We start from the raw sequence: 14806 nt of genomic DNA on the forward strand, positions 1-14806 counted from the left end.
GCGCGGGTGTAGCTCAGTCGGTTAGAGTGCCGGCCTGTCACGCCGGAGGTCGCGGGTTCGAGCCCCGTCACTCGCGCCATTCGATCCTCGAAATGCCGATGTTCATGCCTTGAATGCCGGTCCAGCCGCAAGGCTTATGCGCGGGTGTAGCTCAGTCGGTTAGAGTGCCGGCCTGTCACGCCGGAGGTCGCGGGTTCGAGCCCCGTCACTCGCGCCACTTCTACGGATTTTCAGTCCCAGTCCTCCGTTATTTAGAAATTGCTTTAATTTCTTTTTCTGCCTCTTGTTTGGGAAGGGGAGGGTGTTTACATCGGGTCCGGGTCGAACGCGGCTGCTCGACCCGGTACGGCGGCAGATGTCGTTGTTTTTCCGAAACTACCTCGGCTTCGTTCTTCTAAAGGCTCGGCTGCAGCTTGCCCAAGTGACGTGGGGCTGCTGTCCAAAAGACTGTCCTGTTGAACTGTGCCACTTCGGCGCGGATCGAGGAGTCTAAATGTCTTGCGTGCGGGCGTGCGCTGCGGTAGTCACGGGCCAAATGCAGTGCACGTTCGCTTTGCCCGTGCATTGCTGATTGAGCGCCTCCCGGCGCTATCGGCAAGCAGGGATCGAATACCATGAGTGAACTCCTCACTTCCTACATCCCGATCGCGATATTTCTCGGCATTTCCCTCGTGATTGGACTGGCTCTGCTGATTGCGCCGTTCGCCGTGGCCTACAAGGCGCCCGATTCGGAAAAGCTTTCAGCCTACGAATGCGGCTTCAACGCATTCGATGACGCCCGCATGAAATTCGACATCCGATTCTATCTGGTGTCGATCCTGTTCATCATCTTTGATCTCGAGGTTGCATTCCTCTTCCCGTGGGCTGTGTCCTTCGGGGAAATCGGCTGGTTCGGCTTCTGGTCAATGATGGTCTTTCTCGCCGTCCTGACGGTCGGCTTCATCTATGAGTGGAAGAAAGGAGCGCTGGAATGGGAGTAGTCGATCACGGCAACACCCTCGTCGCGCCGCAACCCAAGGGCATCATCGATCCGAACACCGGCAAGCCGGTGGGCGCCGATGACCGGTTCTTTGGCGAGATCAACAACGAACTCGCCGACAAGGGATTTCTCGTCACCTCGACGGACGAGCTGATCACCTGGGCCCGTACGGGCTCGCTGATGTGGATGACCTTCGGTCTCGCCTGCTGTGCCGTGGAAATGATGCAGATGTCGATGCCGCGCTACGACGCCGAGCGTTTCGGCTTTGCCCCGCGCGCTTCGCCGCGCCAGTCGGACGTGATGATCGTCGCCGGCACGCTGACCAACAAGATGGCGCCCGCGCTCCGCAAGGTCTACGACCAGATGCCGGAGCCGCGTTACGTCATATCCATGGGCTCCTGCGCTAATGGCGGCGGCTATTACCACTACTCCTATTCGGTGGTTCGGGGCTGTGACCGCGTGGTGCCTGTCGACATTTATGTCCCGGGCTGTCCCCCCACGGCCGAGGCGCTGCTTTACGGCGTGCTTCTGCTGCAGAAGAAGATCCGCCGCACCGGCACGATCGAGCGCTAAGGGCGAGGACCTGACATGAATGAAGCCCTGAGAGATCTCTCGGCCTATATCGCCGAAGTGCATCCGGAACTGGTGCAGTCGTCCGACTTCGCCTTCGGCGAACTGACGCTGACGGTTGCGCCGGAGAACCTCGTTGCGATGCTGACCTTCCTGCGCGACGACGTGCAGTGCGCCTTCGTCAACTTCATCGATATCTGTGGCGTCGACTGGCCGCAGCGCGAGAAGCGCTTCGATGTCGTCTACCACCTGTTGTCGCCGCGCCAGAACACGCGCATCCGCATCAAAGTGCTGGTCGGCGAAGACGAGGCGGTGCCCTCTGCTTGCGGCGTCTACCCCGGCGCCGACTGGTTCGAACGCGAAGCTTGGGACATGTACGGCATCCTGTTTACAGGCCACCCGGACCTGCGTCGCATCCTCACCGACTACGGCTTCGAAGGTCACCCGTTGCGCAAGGACTTCCCGACGACCGGCTTCGTCGAGGTTCGCTATGACGACTCCGCCAAGCGGGTTGTCTACGAGCCTGTGGAGCTGCGCCAGGAATTCCGCAGCTTTGACTTCTTGTCACCTTGGGAAGGCACCGACTACGTCCTTCCGGGGGACGAAAAAGCGAAGGCCTAAGGAACTGGCGTCTCGGCGCCGGTCGCTGCTTTTCATTCCGCCCGTTGCGGCTTGGCCGCTCGGCATGGAGCTGACAGAATGAACGAACATAACGTCCGCAACTTCAACATCAATTTCGGGCCGCAGCATCCGGCAGCACACGGCGTGCTTCGGCTGGTGTTGGAGCTGGACGGCGAGATTGTCGAGCGCGTCGATCCGCATATCGGGCTGCTGCATCGCGGCACCGAAAAGCTGATCGAGACGAAGACCTACCTGCAGGCGCTGCCTTATTTCGACCGTCTCGACTACGTTGCGCCGATGAGCCAGGAGCATGGCTATTGTCTGGCGGTCGAAAAGCTGCTCGGCATCGAGGTCCCGATCCGCGGCCAGCTGATCCGCGTTCTCTATTCGGAAATCAGCCGTATCCTGTCGCACCTCCTGAACGTCACCACTCAGGCGATGGACGTTGGCGCGCTGACCCCGCCGCTCTGGGGGTTCGAGGAGCGCGAGAAGCTGATGGTGTTCTACGAGCGCGCGTCCGGCTCGCGCATGCACGCCGCCTATTTCCGTCCGGGTGGTGTGCATCAGGATCTGCCGCCGGAACTGGTCGAGGATATCGGCGCCTGGTGCGATCCGTTCCTCGGCACGCTCGACGACATCGACGAGCTTCTGACCGGCAACCGTATCTTCAAGCAGCGTAACGTCGATATCGGCGTGGTGAAGCTTGAAGACTGCTGGGCCTGGGGCTTCTCTGGCGTCATGGTGCGCGGCTCGGGTGCCGGCTGGGATCTGCGCAAGTCGCAGCCTTACGAATGCTATGCCGACATGGATTTCGATATTCCGGTCGGCAAGAACGGCGACTGTTTCGACCGCTACTTGATCCGCATGATCGAGATGCGGGAATCGGTGAAGATCATGAAGCAGTGCGTCAACCGGCTGCTGGGCGACGCCCGGGTCGGTCCGGTGTCGTCGCTGGACGGCAAGGTCGTTCCGCCGAAGCGCGGCGAGATGAAGCGTTCGATGGAAGCGCTCATCCACCACTTCAAGCTCTACACGGAAGGCTATCACGTTCCGGCCGGCGAGGTGTATGCAGCGGTCGAAGCGCCCAAGGGTGAGTTCGGCGTCTATCTCGTCGCCGATGGCACCAATAAGCCGTATCGCCTGAAGATCCGCGCCCCGGGCTATGCGCACCTGCAGGCGATGGATTTCATGTGCCGCGGCCACCAATTGGCGGACGTTTCCGCAATCCTCGGCTCCCTCGATATCGTGTTTGGCGAGGTCGATCGCTGATGGCTCATAAGCTTGCTTCAACGGGTGCTGCGGCAGGGCAGTGCGGTTCCAAGACTGATAAGGCGTAAGAAAGAATGTCCGTTCGTCGACTAGCCGAAGACAATGTGCAACCGGCAGCATTCGCCTTCACCGAGGAGAATGCCGGCTGGGCCGAGGCGACCATCCGCAAGTACCCGTCGGGGCGTCAGCAGTCCGCTGTGATTCCACTTTTGATGCGGGCGCAGGAACAGGATGGCTGGGTGACACGCGCTGCGATCGAGTTCGTCGCCCAGAAGCTCGAGATGCCGTATATCCGCGTGCTCGAAGTGGCGACCTTCTACACGCAGTTCCAGCTGAAGCCGATCGGCACGCGCGCCCACGTCCAGGTTTGCGGAACGACGCCCTGCATGCTGCGTGGCTCCGAAGACCTAATCAGGGTCTGCAAATCGAAGATCCACGCCGAGCCTCTCGAAGTCAACGAACGCGGCACGCTGTCATGGGAAGAGGTCGAATGTCAGGGCGCCTGCGTCAACGCGCCAATGGTCATGATCTTCAAGGACGCCTACGAGGACCTGACGCCTGAGCGGCTGGAAGAAATCATCGACGCGTTCGACGCCGGCCGCGGGAAAGAGGTGAAGCCCGGTCCGCAGGTGGATCGTCATTTCTCTGCACCCGAAGGCGCGCCTGTCACTCTGCTCGCTGCAGAAAAGCCTGCACGCAAGAAGCCGGAGCCGAAGCCGAGTGAGGCGGAAGCCTCTGCGGCCGGACCAGTACCCCCGACCGATGCCGCCCGCCCGAAGGATACGGCAGAAGAAAGCGATCCTTCCATCAAGACACCGCTGACCGACAAGGCCGCTTCAAAGCGCCGGGTGAAGGCCGCCGAAGAGCAGCCGCTTTCAGGCACGGCCGCAACGACGAAACCGGATCGCAAGCGCGCCGGCAGTGCCGCTGAAGGTGCGCCGCCGGAGCCGGGTGCCGTTTCCGGCGACGCCAAGCCAAAGCGCACACGCAAGAAGCCGTCGCCGGAAGGTGAGGCTTCGTGACCAGTGCTAGTTCTTGTGCGGCCTCACTGTTGAGCCGCATGATGCATATCAATGGCCGACGCGGGTCGGCGGACCGGTGGAACAGATCATGCTAAAAGACCAGGATCGCATCTTTACCAACATCTACGGTCTGAAGGACAAGTCCCTGAAGGGCGCGATGGGCCGCGGCCACTGGGATGGCACCAAGCAGATCATCGAGAAGGGCCGCGACTGGATCATCGATGAGATGAAGGCGTCGGGCCTGCGCGGTCGCGGTGGCGCTGGCTTCCCGACCGGCCTGAAGTGGTCCTTCATGCCAAAGGAATCCGACGGTCGCCCACATTATCTCGTCGTCAATGCCGACGAGTCAGAGCCCGGCACCTGCAAGGACCGTGACATCATGCGCCACGATCCGCATACGCTGATCGAGGGCTGTGTGATTGCCGGCTTCGCCATGGGCGCCCACACCGCCTACATCTATGTTCGCGGCGAGTATATTCGTGAGCGCGAGGCGCTGCAGGCGGCCATCGACGAATGCTATGACGCCGGGCTGCTGGGCGCCAACAACAAGAACGGCTGGGACTTCGACATCTTCGTCCATCACGGCGCCGGCGCCTATATCTGCGGCGAAGAAACCGCACTCCTGGAGAGCCTTGAAGGCAAGAAGGGACAGCCGCGCCTTAAGCCGCCGTTCCCGGCCAATATGGGCCTCTACGGCTGCCCGACCACGGTTAACAACGTCGAATCGATTGCGGTTGCCCCAACCATCCTACGTCGCGGTGCATCCTGGTTCTCCTCCATCGGCCGTCCGAACAATGTCGGCACGAAGCTGTTCATGGTCTCCGGCCATGTAAACAAGCCCTGCACCTTCGAAGAGGCCATGGGCCTGTCTTTCCGCGAGATCATCGATCAACACTGCGGCGGCATTCGCGGCGGCTGGGACAACCTGCTGGCGGTCATCCCCGGCGGTGCGTCGTGCCCGGTCGTGCGCGGTGAGGACATGGCCGACGCAATCATGGACTTCGACGGTATGCGCGAGGTGAAATCCTCCTTCGGCACCGGCGGCATGATCGTCATGGACAAGTCGACCGACATCATCAAGGCGGTCTGGCGTATCGCTGCCTTCTTCAAGCATGAGAGCTGCGGCCAGTGCACTCCGTGCCGCGAAGGCACCGGCTGGATGATGCGGGTGCTCGAGCGCATGGTGCGCGGCAACGCGCAAAAGCGCGAGATCGACATGCTCTTCCAGGTTTCCAAGCAGATTGAAGGCCACACAATCTGCGCGCTGGGTGATGCAGCCGCATGGCCGATCCAGGGCCTGATCCGGAACTTCCGTCCGGAGATCGAGGCACGGATCGACCGTTACACCCACAACGCGATGGCCGACGGTGCGGTCATGGAAGCTGCGGAGTAACAAGGTGAAGAAGCCGGTGACAGGGCAGCACGAGAGCCAGGAAGGAACGGCAGCCGAACGGCCGGCGACTGATCCTGCTCGCGCGCCCTTCGCCGACGCATTCGCGTTGAACCCGCTGATGGCCCAGTCCGCAGCCGCGATGGCGGCCGCGACCGCTCTCGGGATGACGATAGCGGGCCAGTTCGCTGGTGCTTTCTTCGGCGCCCTTCAGGGTGCGATGGAGGCGCAGAATCGCCTCGATACCGGTGCCAACCGGCAGGCGGCAGAACCGAAGGAAGCCCCAGTGCGCGCCGAGGCTCAGGCGCCATCCGCTGAGGCAACTGAGCCGAAGGTGAAACGGAAGCCCGAGCCGCCGAAGCCGGCAGTTGAGGCGAGCAGAACTGCGAGAAAACCGAGGGCTACGAAGCCGGTCGGGCAGCGATCAACCACGACGAAAGCTGCGGGCAACCTGAAGCAGATCTCAGGGATCGGCCCGAAGCTCGAGAAGGTGTTGAACGATATGGGCGTCACGCGCGTCGACCAAATCGCCGCATGGACGGCCGACGAGGTTACCAGATTCGACGAAGCGCTCGGGCTCGATGGACGGATCGACCGGGATGACTGGGTCGGCCAGGCCAAGAAGCTGGCAAAGTAAGGATTTTTCTCCGGCTGACGGCTGCGGGATTGAACACAGGACGTAAGTGATACGATGGCAAAGCTGAAGGTTGACGGCAAGGAAATCGAGGTTCCGGATCATTTCACGCTGCTTCAGGCGTGCGAGGAAGCCGGCGCTGAAGTTCCGCGTTTCTGTTTCCACGAGCGCCTGTCTGTGGCCGGCAACTGCCGCATGTGTCTGGTTGAGGTAAAGGGCGGACCGCCGAAGCCGGCGGCCTCCTGTGCCATGGGCGTGCGAGATATCCGCGGTGGCCCGAACGGCGAACTCCCAGAAGTCTACACCAACACGCCGATGGTCAAGAAGGCCCGCGAAGGCGTGATGGAGTTCCTGCTCATCAACCATCCGCTCGATTGCCCGATCTGCGACCAGGGTGGCGAGTGCGACCTGCAGGACCAGGCCATGGCCTTTGGCATGGACGCTTCCCGCTACACGGAAAACAAGCGCGCGGTCGAAGACAAGTACATCGGCCCGCTCGTCAAGACCGTGATGAACCGCTGCATCCACTGCACGCGCTGCGTCCGCTTTACGACCGAAGTCGGCGGCATTTCCGAGCTCGGCCTGATCGGTCGCGGTGAGGATGCCGAGATCACCACCTATCTCGAACATGCCATGACGTCGGAACTGCAGGGCAATGTGATCGATCTTTGCCCGGTCGGCGCGCTGACCTCGCGCCCGTTCGCTTTCACCGCTCGTCCGTGGGAACTCGGCAAGACGGAATCGATTGACGTCATGGACGCCGTCGGCTCCGCCATCCGCGTCGACACCCGCGGCCGCGAGGTGATGCGCATCCTGCCGCGCGTCAACGATGAGGTGAATGAGGAGTGGATCTCCGACAAGACCCGCTTCATCTGGGACGGACTGAAGACCCAGCGCCTCGACCGGCCTTATGTGCGCCGCGACGGCCGCCTGCAGGCCGCCAGCTGGGGTGAAGCCTTCGCCGCCATTAAGGCTGCGGTGTCCGCAACTTCCCCCGACAAGATCGGTGCAATTGCCGGCGATCTTGCCGCCGTGGAAGAAATGTACGCGCTGAAGGAACTCATCCGTTCGCTCGGCTCCGAGAACCTCGACTGCCGTCAGGATGGAACTGCTCTCGATCCATCGCTCGGCCGCGCGAGCTACCTGTTCAACCCAACCATCCAGGGTATTGACCAGGCAGGCGCGCTGCTCCTCATCGGCGCCAATCCGCGCTACGAAGCTGCCGTGCTCAACGCCCGCATCCGCAAGCGCTGGCGCCGCGGCGACTTCCCCATCGGCGTGATCGGCGAGGGCGGTGACCTGCGCTATGGATATGAATATCTCGGCACCGGTCCGGACAGCCTCACCGAGCTGGTCAACGGTTCGGGCAATTTCCTCGACAAGCTGCGCAACGCCAAGAACCCGATAATCATCGTGGGGCAGGGGGCTCTGTCGCGTCCGGATGGCGCCGCCATTCTTGCGGCTGCCGCCAAACTCGCAGGCTCGATCGGTGCTGTGACGGAAGAATGGAACGGCTTCGGCGTTCTGCACACGGCGGCCTCTCGCGTGGGTGGCCTCGATCTCGGCTTTGTTCCGGGGGGGAGCGGCGTCAATGCTGCCGACATGCTGACCAGCATGGACGTGCTCTTCCTGCTGGGGGCGGACGAGTTGGACTTCTCCCGCAAGGGCGCGAAGTTCACCGTCTACATTGGCAGCCACGGCGACAACGGCGCGCATCATGCCGATGTCATCCTGCCAGCGGCTGCCTACACGGAGAAGTCCGGCACCTGGGTCAACACCGAAGGGCGGGTCCAGATGGGCAACCGCGCAGGTTTTGCGCCGGGCGAGGCCCGCGAGGATTGGGCCATCATTCGCGCACTCTCTGACGTCCTCGGCAAGAAGCTGCCGTTCGACTCACTCTCCGCGCTACGTGCCAACCTCTACCAAGCCTATCCGCATTTCGCGGCGATCGATGAGATCGCCACAGCCAATGCCAATGAAATCGCCGCACTGGGTCAAAAAGCCGGTGACATGAGCAAGTCTGGATTTGCGTCGCCGATCAAAGACTTCTATTTGACGAACCCGATCGCCCGTGCATCGGCCGTGATGGCCGAATGCTCGGCACTGGCCCGCGACAACTTCAAGGCTGCGGCGGAGTAACAGGAATTATGGAAGATACATTTTTCTCGATCTACGCGTGGCCGGCGTTGGTGATGATTGCCCAGTCGCTGCTTGTCCTCGTCTGTCTTCTGGTCTTCATCGCCTACATTCTTTATGCCGACCGCAAGGTCTGGGCGGCCGTTCAGCTGCGCCGCGGCCCGAACGTCGTTGGCCCCTGGGGGCTCTTCCAATCCTTTGCGGACTTGCTGAAGTTCGTCTTCAAGGAGCCAATCATCCCGTCCGGCGCCAACAAGGGCGTTTTTCTCCTGGCACCTCTGGTCTCCGTGACGCTGGCACTGGCGACATGGGCTGTGATCCCGTTCAACGAGACCTGGGTGATTGCCAACATCAATGTCGGCATCCTCTATGTCTTCGCGATCTCGTCGCTTGAGGTCTACGGCATCATCATGGCCGGCTGGGCGTCAAACTCGAAGTATCCGTTCCTCGGCGCGCTTCGCTCGGCGGCGCAGATGGTGTCCTACGAAGTCTCGATCGGGTTCGTGATCGTCACCGTCCTCCTCTGTGTCGGCTCGCTGAACCTGTCGGACATGGTGTTTGCGCAGCGGGAAGGCCTCGGCACGATGATGGGTCTGCCGAATTCGTTCCTCGATTGGCACTGGCTGCCGCTTTTCCCGATGTTCATTATCTTCTTCATTTCGGGTCTGGCTGAAACCAACCGCCCGCCCTTCGACCTTCCGGAAGCGGAATCGGAGCTGGTGGCCGGCTACATGGTGGAATATTCGTCGGCACCGTACATGATGCTGATGCTCGGCGAGTATGCCGCGATCCTGCTGATCTGCTCGCTGACGACGATCCTCTTCCTCGGCGGCTGGCTGCCGCCGGTCGATATCTGGATCCTCAACTGGGTGCCGGGCATCGTCTGGTTCATCATCAAGGTCGTGCTGATCTTCTTCGGCTACTCGATGGTGAAGGCATTCGTTCCGCGCTACCGCTACGACCAACTGATGCGTCTCGGATGGAAGGTCTTCCTGCCGATCTCGCTCATCATGGTCATTATCACCGCATTCGTGCTCAAGCTGATGGGATGGGCCTAATCGATGCCCGTCTCACGCTGAAACGCACAGGAGAATTATGATGGGAAGTCTTACACAGACCGTCAGCTCGCTGTTCCTGAAGGAGTTCGTCTCGGGGTTCTTCCTGTCGATGCGCTACTTCTTCAAGCCTCGTGCGACGATCAACTATCCGTTCGAGAAAAACCCGGTCTCGCCGCGTTTCCGAGGTGAGCACGTCCTTCGCCGTTATCCCAACGGCGAGGAGCGCTGCATTGCCTGCAAGTTGTGCGAAGCCATCTGTCCGGCTCAGGCAATCACGATCGAAGCTGGGCCGCGCCGCAACGACGGCACCCGCCGCACGGTTCGCTACGACATCGACATGGTGAAGTGCATCTACTGCGGCTTCTGTCAGGAAGCTTGCCCGGTCGACGCGATCGTCGAGGGACCGAACTTCGAGTTCTCCACCGAGACCCGCGAAGAGCTCTACTACGACAAGGCGCGCCTGCTGGAAAACGGCGACCGTTGGGAGCGTGAGATCGCTCGCAACATGGCACAGGACGCGCCTTACCGCTGAGGCGCGAACGTCCGCCTGGAAGCGGGCGGATCGACAGGATTGAACAGGGCATTTGCCGGTGAATCTCATTTGCCGGGACAAATGGGGGAACGCATGCGCTCTCCCGAGAAGAACGAAAAGGCACCACGATGGGTCTGCAGGCTGTATTCTTTTATCTCTTCGCCTTCGTAGCGGTGGCGTCGGCATTCATGGTCATCTCGGCGCGAAACCCGGTTCATTCCGTTCTTTTCCTGATCCTGGTGTTCTTCAACGCCGCGGGACTGTTCCTGCTGACGGGAGCTGAGTTCCTCGCGATGATCCTGCTCGTCGTTTACATCGGCGCAGTGGCGGTGCTCTTCCTCTTCGTTGTTATGATGCTCGACATCGACTTTGCGGAACTTCGCTCTGGTGTGCTCCAGTATGCCCCGGTCGGTATCCTGATCGGCCTCATCGTCGCGGCCGAGCTAATCGTCGTGATCGGCGGCAGCGTCCTGACGCCGCAGGCGGCACGCGCCATCACGATGCCGATCCCCAACCCTGCCGTTCGTACCAATACCGCCGTCCTCGGCGACGTCCTCTACACGCACTACGTCTACTTTTTCCAGATTGCAGGTCTGGTGCTGCTGGTGGCGATGATCGGCGCAATCGTGCTCACGCTCCGCCACCGCCAGAACATCAAGCGTCAGGACATCTCGCGCCAGGTTGCCCGCTCGCCCGAAACTGCCGTCGAGGTGGTCAAGGTGAAGTCGGGTCAGGGCATCTGAGGCAGGCGAAGAAGGAATAGCAACATGGAAATCGGTCTCTCCCACTACCTGACGGTCAGCGCCATCCTCTTCATTCTTGGCGTGTTTGGTATCTTCCTGAACCGCAAGAACGTCATCATTATTCTGATGTCGATTGAGCTCATCCTGCTCTCCGTCAACCTCAACATGGTGGCGTTCTCGTCCTTCCTGAACGACATCGTCGGCCAGGTCTTCGCACTGTTCATTCTGACCGTTGCGGCCGCGGAAGCTGCGATCGGGCTTGCAATTCTCGTCGTCTTCTACCGCAACCGCGGCTCGATCGCGGTTGAAGACGTCAACATGATGAAGGGCTGACCGGGTCATGATCTACAAGGCTATCGTCTTCCTTCCCCTGATCGGCTTCCTGATCGCTGGCCTCTTCGGCCGCTCGATCGGAGCCAAGGCATCCGAATACGTCACCAGCGGCCTGATGATCGTCGCCGCCGTTCTCTCCTGGATCGTCTTCTTCAACGTGGCGCTTGCCCACGGTGAGGGCGGCGAGGTGATCAAGATCGAGGTCCTGCGCTGGATCCAGTCCGGCGGGATCGACATCGAATGGGCCTTCCGCATCGACACCTTGACGGCAGTGATGTTCGTCGTCGTCAACACCGTCTCGACGCTCGTTCACGTCTATTCCATCGGCTACATGCACCATGACCCGCATCGGCCGCGCTTCTTCGCCTACCTGTCGCTCTTCACCTTCGCCATGCTGATGCTGGTGACATCCGACAACCTGGCGCAGATGTTCTTCGGCTGGGAAGGTGTCGGTCTCGCCTCCTATCTGTTGATCGGCTTCTGGTACAAGAAGCCCTCGGCATCGGCTGCGGCGATGAAGGCCTTCATCGTCAACCGCGTCGGCGACTTCGGCTTCCTGCTCGGCATTGCGGGCATCTTCATGCTGTTCGGCTCGATCAACTTCGAGACGATCTTCGCCGCCGCCGGCAGTTATCTCCCGGCTGAAGGCGCCGCCGAGGGTGGCGAAGTGATTGCCAGCATCTTCGGCATGGACGTCACCCGCTACGGCGCGCTGACGATCGTCTGCCTGCTGCTCTTCATGGGTGCGATGGGTAAGTCGGCACAGTTCCTGCTGCACACGTGGCTGCCGGACGCGATGGAAGGCCCGACCCCGGTCTCGGCCCTCATTCACGCCGCAACCATGGTGACCGCCGGTGTCTTCCTTGTCGCGCGCATGTCGCCGATCTTCGAACTGTCGCCGGACGCATTGCTCTTCGTCACCATCATCGGCGCGATCACTGCCTTCTTCGCGGCGACCGTCGGCCTGGTGCAGAACGACATCAAGCGCGTCATCGCCTATTCCACCTGCTCGCAGCTGGGCTACATGTTCGTGGCGCTCGGGGTAGGGGCCTATGGTGCGGCCATCTTCCACCTATTCACGCACGCCTTCTTCAAGGCACTCCTGTTCCTTGGTGCGGGCTCCGTCATCCATGCCGTCGATGGCGAGCAGGACATGCGCTACATGGGTGGGCTGCGCAAGCATATTCCGGTGACCTTCTGGATGATGACGATCGGCACGCTGGCGCTCACCGGCGTCGGCATCCCCGGGACCATGATCGGCTTTGCCGGCTTCTTCTCCAAGGACGTGATCATCGAGTCCGCCTATGCGTCCCACTCTGTTGCATCCGGCTTCGCCTTCACCCTTCTGGTCGTGGCGGCACTGTTCACCAGCTTCTATTCCTGGCGACTTGCCTTCCTCACCTTCTTCGGCAAACCGCGGGCTTCGGCTGACGTGATGCATCACGTCCACGAATCCCCGCAGGTCATGCTGGTGCCGCTCTACGTGCTGGCGATCGGTGCTGTCATTGCAGGCTTCGTCTTCGAGGGCTTCTTCTTCGGCCACGAATATGCCGAGTTCTGGAAGGGTGCGCTCTTCACTCTGCCGGAAAACGAGATCCTGGAAGAGTTCCACCACGTGCCGCTCTGGGTAAAGTGGAGCCCGTTCATCGCGATGCTGATCGGCTTCGTGACCGCCTGGTTCATGTACATCAAGTCGCCTTCGACGCCGAAGCGCCTCGCAGAGCAGCAGAGCATTCTCTACAACTTCCTGCTCAACAAGTGGTACTTCGACGAGATCTACGACTTCCTGTTCGTCCGCTCGGCAAAGGGCCTCGGCCGCTTCCTCTGGAAGAAGGGTGACATCGGCGTCATCGACGCCTATGGCCCGAACGGCGTGGCTGCCCGCGTCGTTGATGTGACCCGCAGCGTCGTGCGTCTGCAGTCCGGCTATCTTTATCACTATGCGTTCGCGATGCTTCTCGGCATCGCCGCCCTCGTCACCTGGATGATGCTCGGGAGCTCAATCTAATGACCGACTGGCCAATTCTCTCGACGGTCACCTTTCTGCCGCTCGTAGGCGTCCTGCTTCTTCTGCTCACTCGCGAAGACAGCCCCTATGGCCGACGCAACATCCTCAATGTCTCGCTGCTGACGACGGTGTTCACCTTCATCGTGTCGCTGTTCATCTGGATCGGCTTCGACAATTCGAACCCGGGCTTCCAGATGATCGAGAAGCACGCGTGGCTCGGCACGGGCATCTCCTACCATCTCGGTGTCGACGGCATCTCGATGCTGTTCGTCATCCTGACGACATTCCTCATGCCCTTCTGCGTGCTCGCCAGCTGGCAGTCCGTGGAGAAGCGTATTAAGGAATACATGATCGCCTTCCTGCTTCTGGAAGTGGTCATGGTCGGCGTCTTTGTATCGCTCGACATCGTTCTCTTCTACGTCTTCTTCGAGGCAACCCTGATCCCGATGTTCGTGATCATCGGTGTGTGGGGCGGCAAGGATCGCGTCTACGCCTCCTACAAGTTCTTCCTTTATACGCTTGCCGGCTCCGTGCTGATGATGCTCGCCATCATGGCCATGTACTGGCAGGCAGGCACCACCGACATCACCGAGCTGCTGAGGTACAACTTCCCGGCCAACCTGCAGACCTGGCTATGGCTTGCAGCCTTCGCGGCCTTTGCAGTGAAGATGCCGATGTGGCCGCTCCATACCTGGCTTCCGGATGCGCACGTTCAGGCGCCGACGGCAGGCTCCGTCATCCTGGCGGGCGTCATGCTGAAGCTCGGCGGCTATGGATTCATCCGCATCTCGCTCGCGATGTTCCCGCTGGCATCCGACTATTTCGCCCCCTTCGTCTTTACGCTGTCGGTGCTGGCCATCATCTACACCTCGCTGGTGGCAATGATGCAGGACGACATCAAGAAGCTGATCGCCTACTCTTCCGTCGCTCACATGGGCTATGTGACGATGGGTATCTTCGCCGCCAACATGCAGGGCGTGCAGGGTGCGATCTTCCAGATGCTGTCCCACGGGATCGTATCGGGCGCGCTCTTCCTCTGCGTCGGCGTGATCTACGACCGTCTCCATACCCGCGAGATCGCGGCCTATGGCGGCCTGGTCAACAACATGCCGAAGTACGCGGTCGCCTTCATGATCTTCACCATGGCCAATGTCGGCCTGCCCGGCACCTCCGGCTTCGTCGGTGAATTCCTGACGGTCATCGGCGTCTTCCAGGTTAACACCTGGGTCGCGCTTTTTGCTGCCACCGGCGTCATCCTTTCCGCCTCCTACGCGCTCTGGCTCTATCGCCGGGTCATCTGGGGCGCGCTCGAGAAGGAAAGCCTTAAGGGACTGCTCGACCTTTCTGGACGCGAGAAGCTGATCCTCTATCCGCTCGTCGCTCTGACCATCTTCTATGGCGTCTATCCGGCACCGATCTTCGATGCGACGGCAGCATCGGTGGATCTGCTTGTCAACAACTACTCCGCAGCCCTGCAGGCGGCGAAAGACCTTGCACTGACAGTGCACTGA

14 protein-coding genes and 2 tRNA genes are annotated in these 14806 nt (G+C 60.9%); all 16 read left to right on the forward strand.

Annotated elements, in window-relative coordinates:
- Positions 1 to 2 precede the first annotated feature (2 nt).
- Positions 3 to 79, forward strand: a tRNA-Asp gene (locus MUU54_RS08630).
- Between the two features lie 61 nt (positions 80 to 140).
- Positions 141 to 217, forward strand: a tRNA-Asp gene (locus MUU54_RS08635).
- A gap of 397 nt (positions 218 to 614) precedes the next feature.
- The gene (locus MUU54_RS08640) at positions 615 to 980 is read left to right on the forward strand and encodes an NADH-quinone oxidoreductase subunit A (protein WP_247243629.1); all 366 of its coding nucleotides are present in this window, start codon (positions 615 to 617) and stop codon (positions 978 to 980) included.
- Positions 971 to 1552 (forward strand): NuoB/complex I 20 kDa subunit family protein, encoded by a 582-nt coding sequence (locus MUU54_RS08645; protein ID WP_247243630.1) that lies wholly within the window; start codon positions 971 to 973, stop codon positions 1550 to 1552. Before MUU54_RS08640 ends, MUU54_RS08645 begins: the two co-directional genes overlap by 10 nt.
- 15 nt (positions 1553 to 1567) lie before the next feature.
- Positions 1568 to 2170, forward strand: coding sequence for an NADH-quinone oxidoreductase subunit C (locus MUU54_RS08650; protein WP_247243631.1), 603 nt, complete (start codon positions 1568 to 1570; stop codon positions 2168 to 2170).
- A 78-nt stretch (positions 2171 to 2248) separates the two neighbouring features.
- On the forward strand, positions 2249 to 3439 hold the full coding sequence (locus tag MUU54_RS08655) for an NADH-quinone oxidoreductase subunit D (protein ID WP_247243632.1): 1191 nt from the start codon (positions 2249 to 2251) through the stop codon (positions 3437 to 3439).
- A 74-nt stretch (positions 3440 to 3513) separates the two neighbouring features.
- Positions 3514 to 4461 carry an NADH-quinone oxidoreductase subunit NuoE gene (gene nuoE / locus MUU54_RS08660; RefSeq protein ID WP_247243633.1) on the forward strand — a complete coding sequence of 316 codons (948 nt, stop codon included), beginning with the start codon at positions 3514 to 3516 and terminating at the stop codon, positions 4459 to 4461.
- Positions 4462 to 4549: 88 nt separating this feature from the next.
- A complete protein-coding gene (nuoF, locus tag MUU54_RS08665; RefSeq protein ID WP_247243634.1) occupies positions 4550 to 5854 on the forward strand; it encodes an NADH-quinone oxidoreductase subunit NuoF in 1305 nt (434 codons plus the stop codon).
- 4 nt (positions 5855 to 5858) lie between these two features.
- On the forward strand, positions 5859 to 6488 hold the full coding sequence (locus tag MUU54_RS08670; protein WP_247243635.1) for a helix-hairpin-helix domain-containing protein: 630 nt from the start codon (positions 5859 to 5861) through the stop codon (positions 6486 to 6488).
- Between the two features lie 54 nt (positions 6489 to 6542).
- Positions 6543 to 8624: an NADH-quinone oxidoreductase subunit NuoG gene (nuoG, locus tag MUU54_RS08675; protein ID WP_247243636.1), complete on the forward strand. Its 2082-nt coding sequence runs from the start codon at positions 6543 to 6545 to the stop codon at positions 8622 to 8624.
- Between the two features lie 8 nt (positions 8625 to 8632).
- Complete coding sequence (nuoH, locus tag MUU54_RS08680; protein WP_247243637.1) at positions 8633 to 9679, forward strand: NADH-quinone oxidoreductase subunit NuoH; 1047 nt, start codon at positions 8633 to 8635, stop codon at positions 9677 to 9679.
- Positions 9680 to 9719: 40 nt separating this feature from the next.
- Positions 9720 to 10211 carry an NADH-quinone oxidoreductase subunit NuoI gene (gene nuoI / locus MUU54_RS08685; RefSeq protein ID WP_247243638.1) on the forward strand — a complete coding sequence of 164 codons (492 nt, stop codon included), beginning with the start codon at positions 9720 to 9722 and terminating at the stop codon, positions 10209 to 10211.
- A 128-nt stretch (positions 10212 to 10339) separates the two neighbouring features.
- On the forward strand, positions 10340 to 10954 hold the full coding sequence (locus MUU54_RS08690; RefSeq protein WP_247243639.1) for an NADH-quinone oxidoreductase subunit J: 615 nt from the start codon (positions 10340 to 10342) through the stop codon (positions 10952 to 10954).
- Between the two features lie 24 nt (positions 10955 to 10978).
- Positions 10979 to 11287, forward strand: a complete 309-nt coding sequence (gene nuoK / locus MUU54_RS08695; protein ID WP_029618603.1) for an NADH-quinone oxidoreductase subunit NuoK — start codon at positions 10979 to 10981, stop codon at positions 11285 to 11287.
- Positions 11288 to 11294: 7 nt separating this feature from the next.
- The gene (gene nuoL / locus MUU54_RS08700) at positions 11295 to 13295 is read left to right on the forward strand and encodes an NADH-quinone oxidoreductase subunit L (protein WP_247243640.1); all 2001 of its coding nucleotides are present in this window, start codon (positions 11295 to 11297) and stop codon (positions 13293 to 13295) included.
- Positions 13295 to 14806, forward strand: coding sequence for an NADH-quinone oxidoreductase subunit M (locus MUU54_RS08705; RefSeq protein ID WP_247243641.1), 1512 nt, complete (start codon positions 13295 to 13297; stop codon positions 14804 to 14806). The genes nuoL and MUU54_RS08705 overlap by 1 nt, the downstream gene beginning before the upstream one ends.

Origin of the sequence: Pseudorhizobium tarimense (assembly GCF_022968135.1) — a bacterium.
Classification (GTDB): Bacteria; Pseudomonadota; Alphaproteobacteria; order Rhizobiales; family Rhizobiaceae; genus Neorhizobium; species Neorhizobium tarimense.

Bases quoted from the DNA above. Each gene is read 5' to 3' on its own strand.
- MUU54_RS08640 (WP_247243629.1), top strand. From the start codon at position 615: ATGAGTGAACTCCTCACTTCCTACATCCCGATCGCGATATTTCTCGGC.
- MUU54_RS08645 (WP_247243630.1), top strand. From the start codon at position 971: ATGGGAGTAGTCGATCACGGCAACACCCTCGTCGCGCCGCAACCCAAG.
- MUU54_RS08650 (WP_247243631.1), top strand. From the start codon at position 1,568: ATGAATGAAGCCCTGAGAGATCTCTCGGCCTATATCGCCGAAGTGCAT.
- MUU54_RS08655 (WP_247243632.1), top strand. From the start codon at position 2,249: ATGAACGAACATAACGTCCGCAACTTCAACATCAATTTCGGGCCGCAG.
- nuoE (WP_247243633.1), top strand. From the start codon at position 3,514: ATGTCCGTTCGTCGACTAGCCGAAGACAATGTGCAACCGGCAGCATTC.
- nuoF (WP_247243634.1), top strand. From the start codon at position 4,550: ATGCTAAAAGACCAGGATCGCATCTTTACCAACATCTACGGTCTGAAG.
- nuoG (WP_247243636.1), top strand. From the start codon at position 6,543: ATGGCAAAGCTGAAGGTTGACGGCAAGGAAATCGAGGTTCCGGATCAT.
- nuoH (WP_247243637.1), top strand. From the start codon at position 8,633: ATGGAAGATACATTTTTCTCGATCTACGCGTGGCCGGCGTTGGTGATG.
- nuoI (WP_247243638.1), top strand. From the start codon at position 9,720: ATGGGAAGTCTTACACAGACCGTCAGCTCGCTGTTCCTGAAGGAGTTC.
- MUU54_RS08690 (WP_247243639.1), top strand. From the start codon at position 10,340: ATGGGTCTGCAGGCTGTATTCTTTTATCTCTTCGCCTTCGTAGCGGTG.
- nuoK (WP_029618603.1), top strand. From the start codon at position 10,979: ATGGAAATCGGTCTCTCCCACTACCTGACGGTCAGCGCCATCCTCTTC.
- nuoL (WP_247243640.1), top strand. From the start codon at position 11,295: ATGATCTACAAGGCTATCGTCTTCCTTCCCCTGATCGGCTTCCTGATC.
- MUU54_RS08705 (WP_247243641.1), top strand. From the start codon at position 13,295: ATGACCGACTGGCCAATTCTCTCGACGGTCACCTTTCTGCCGCTCGTA.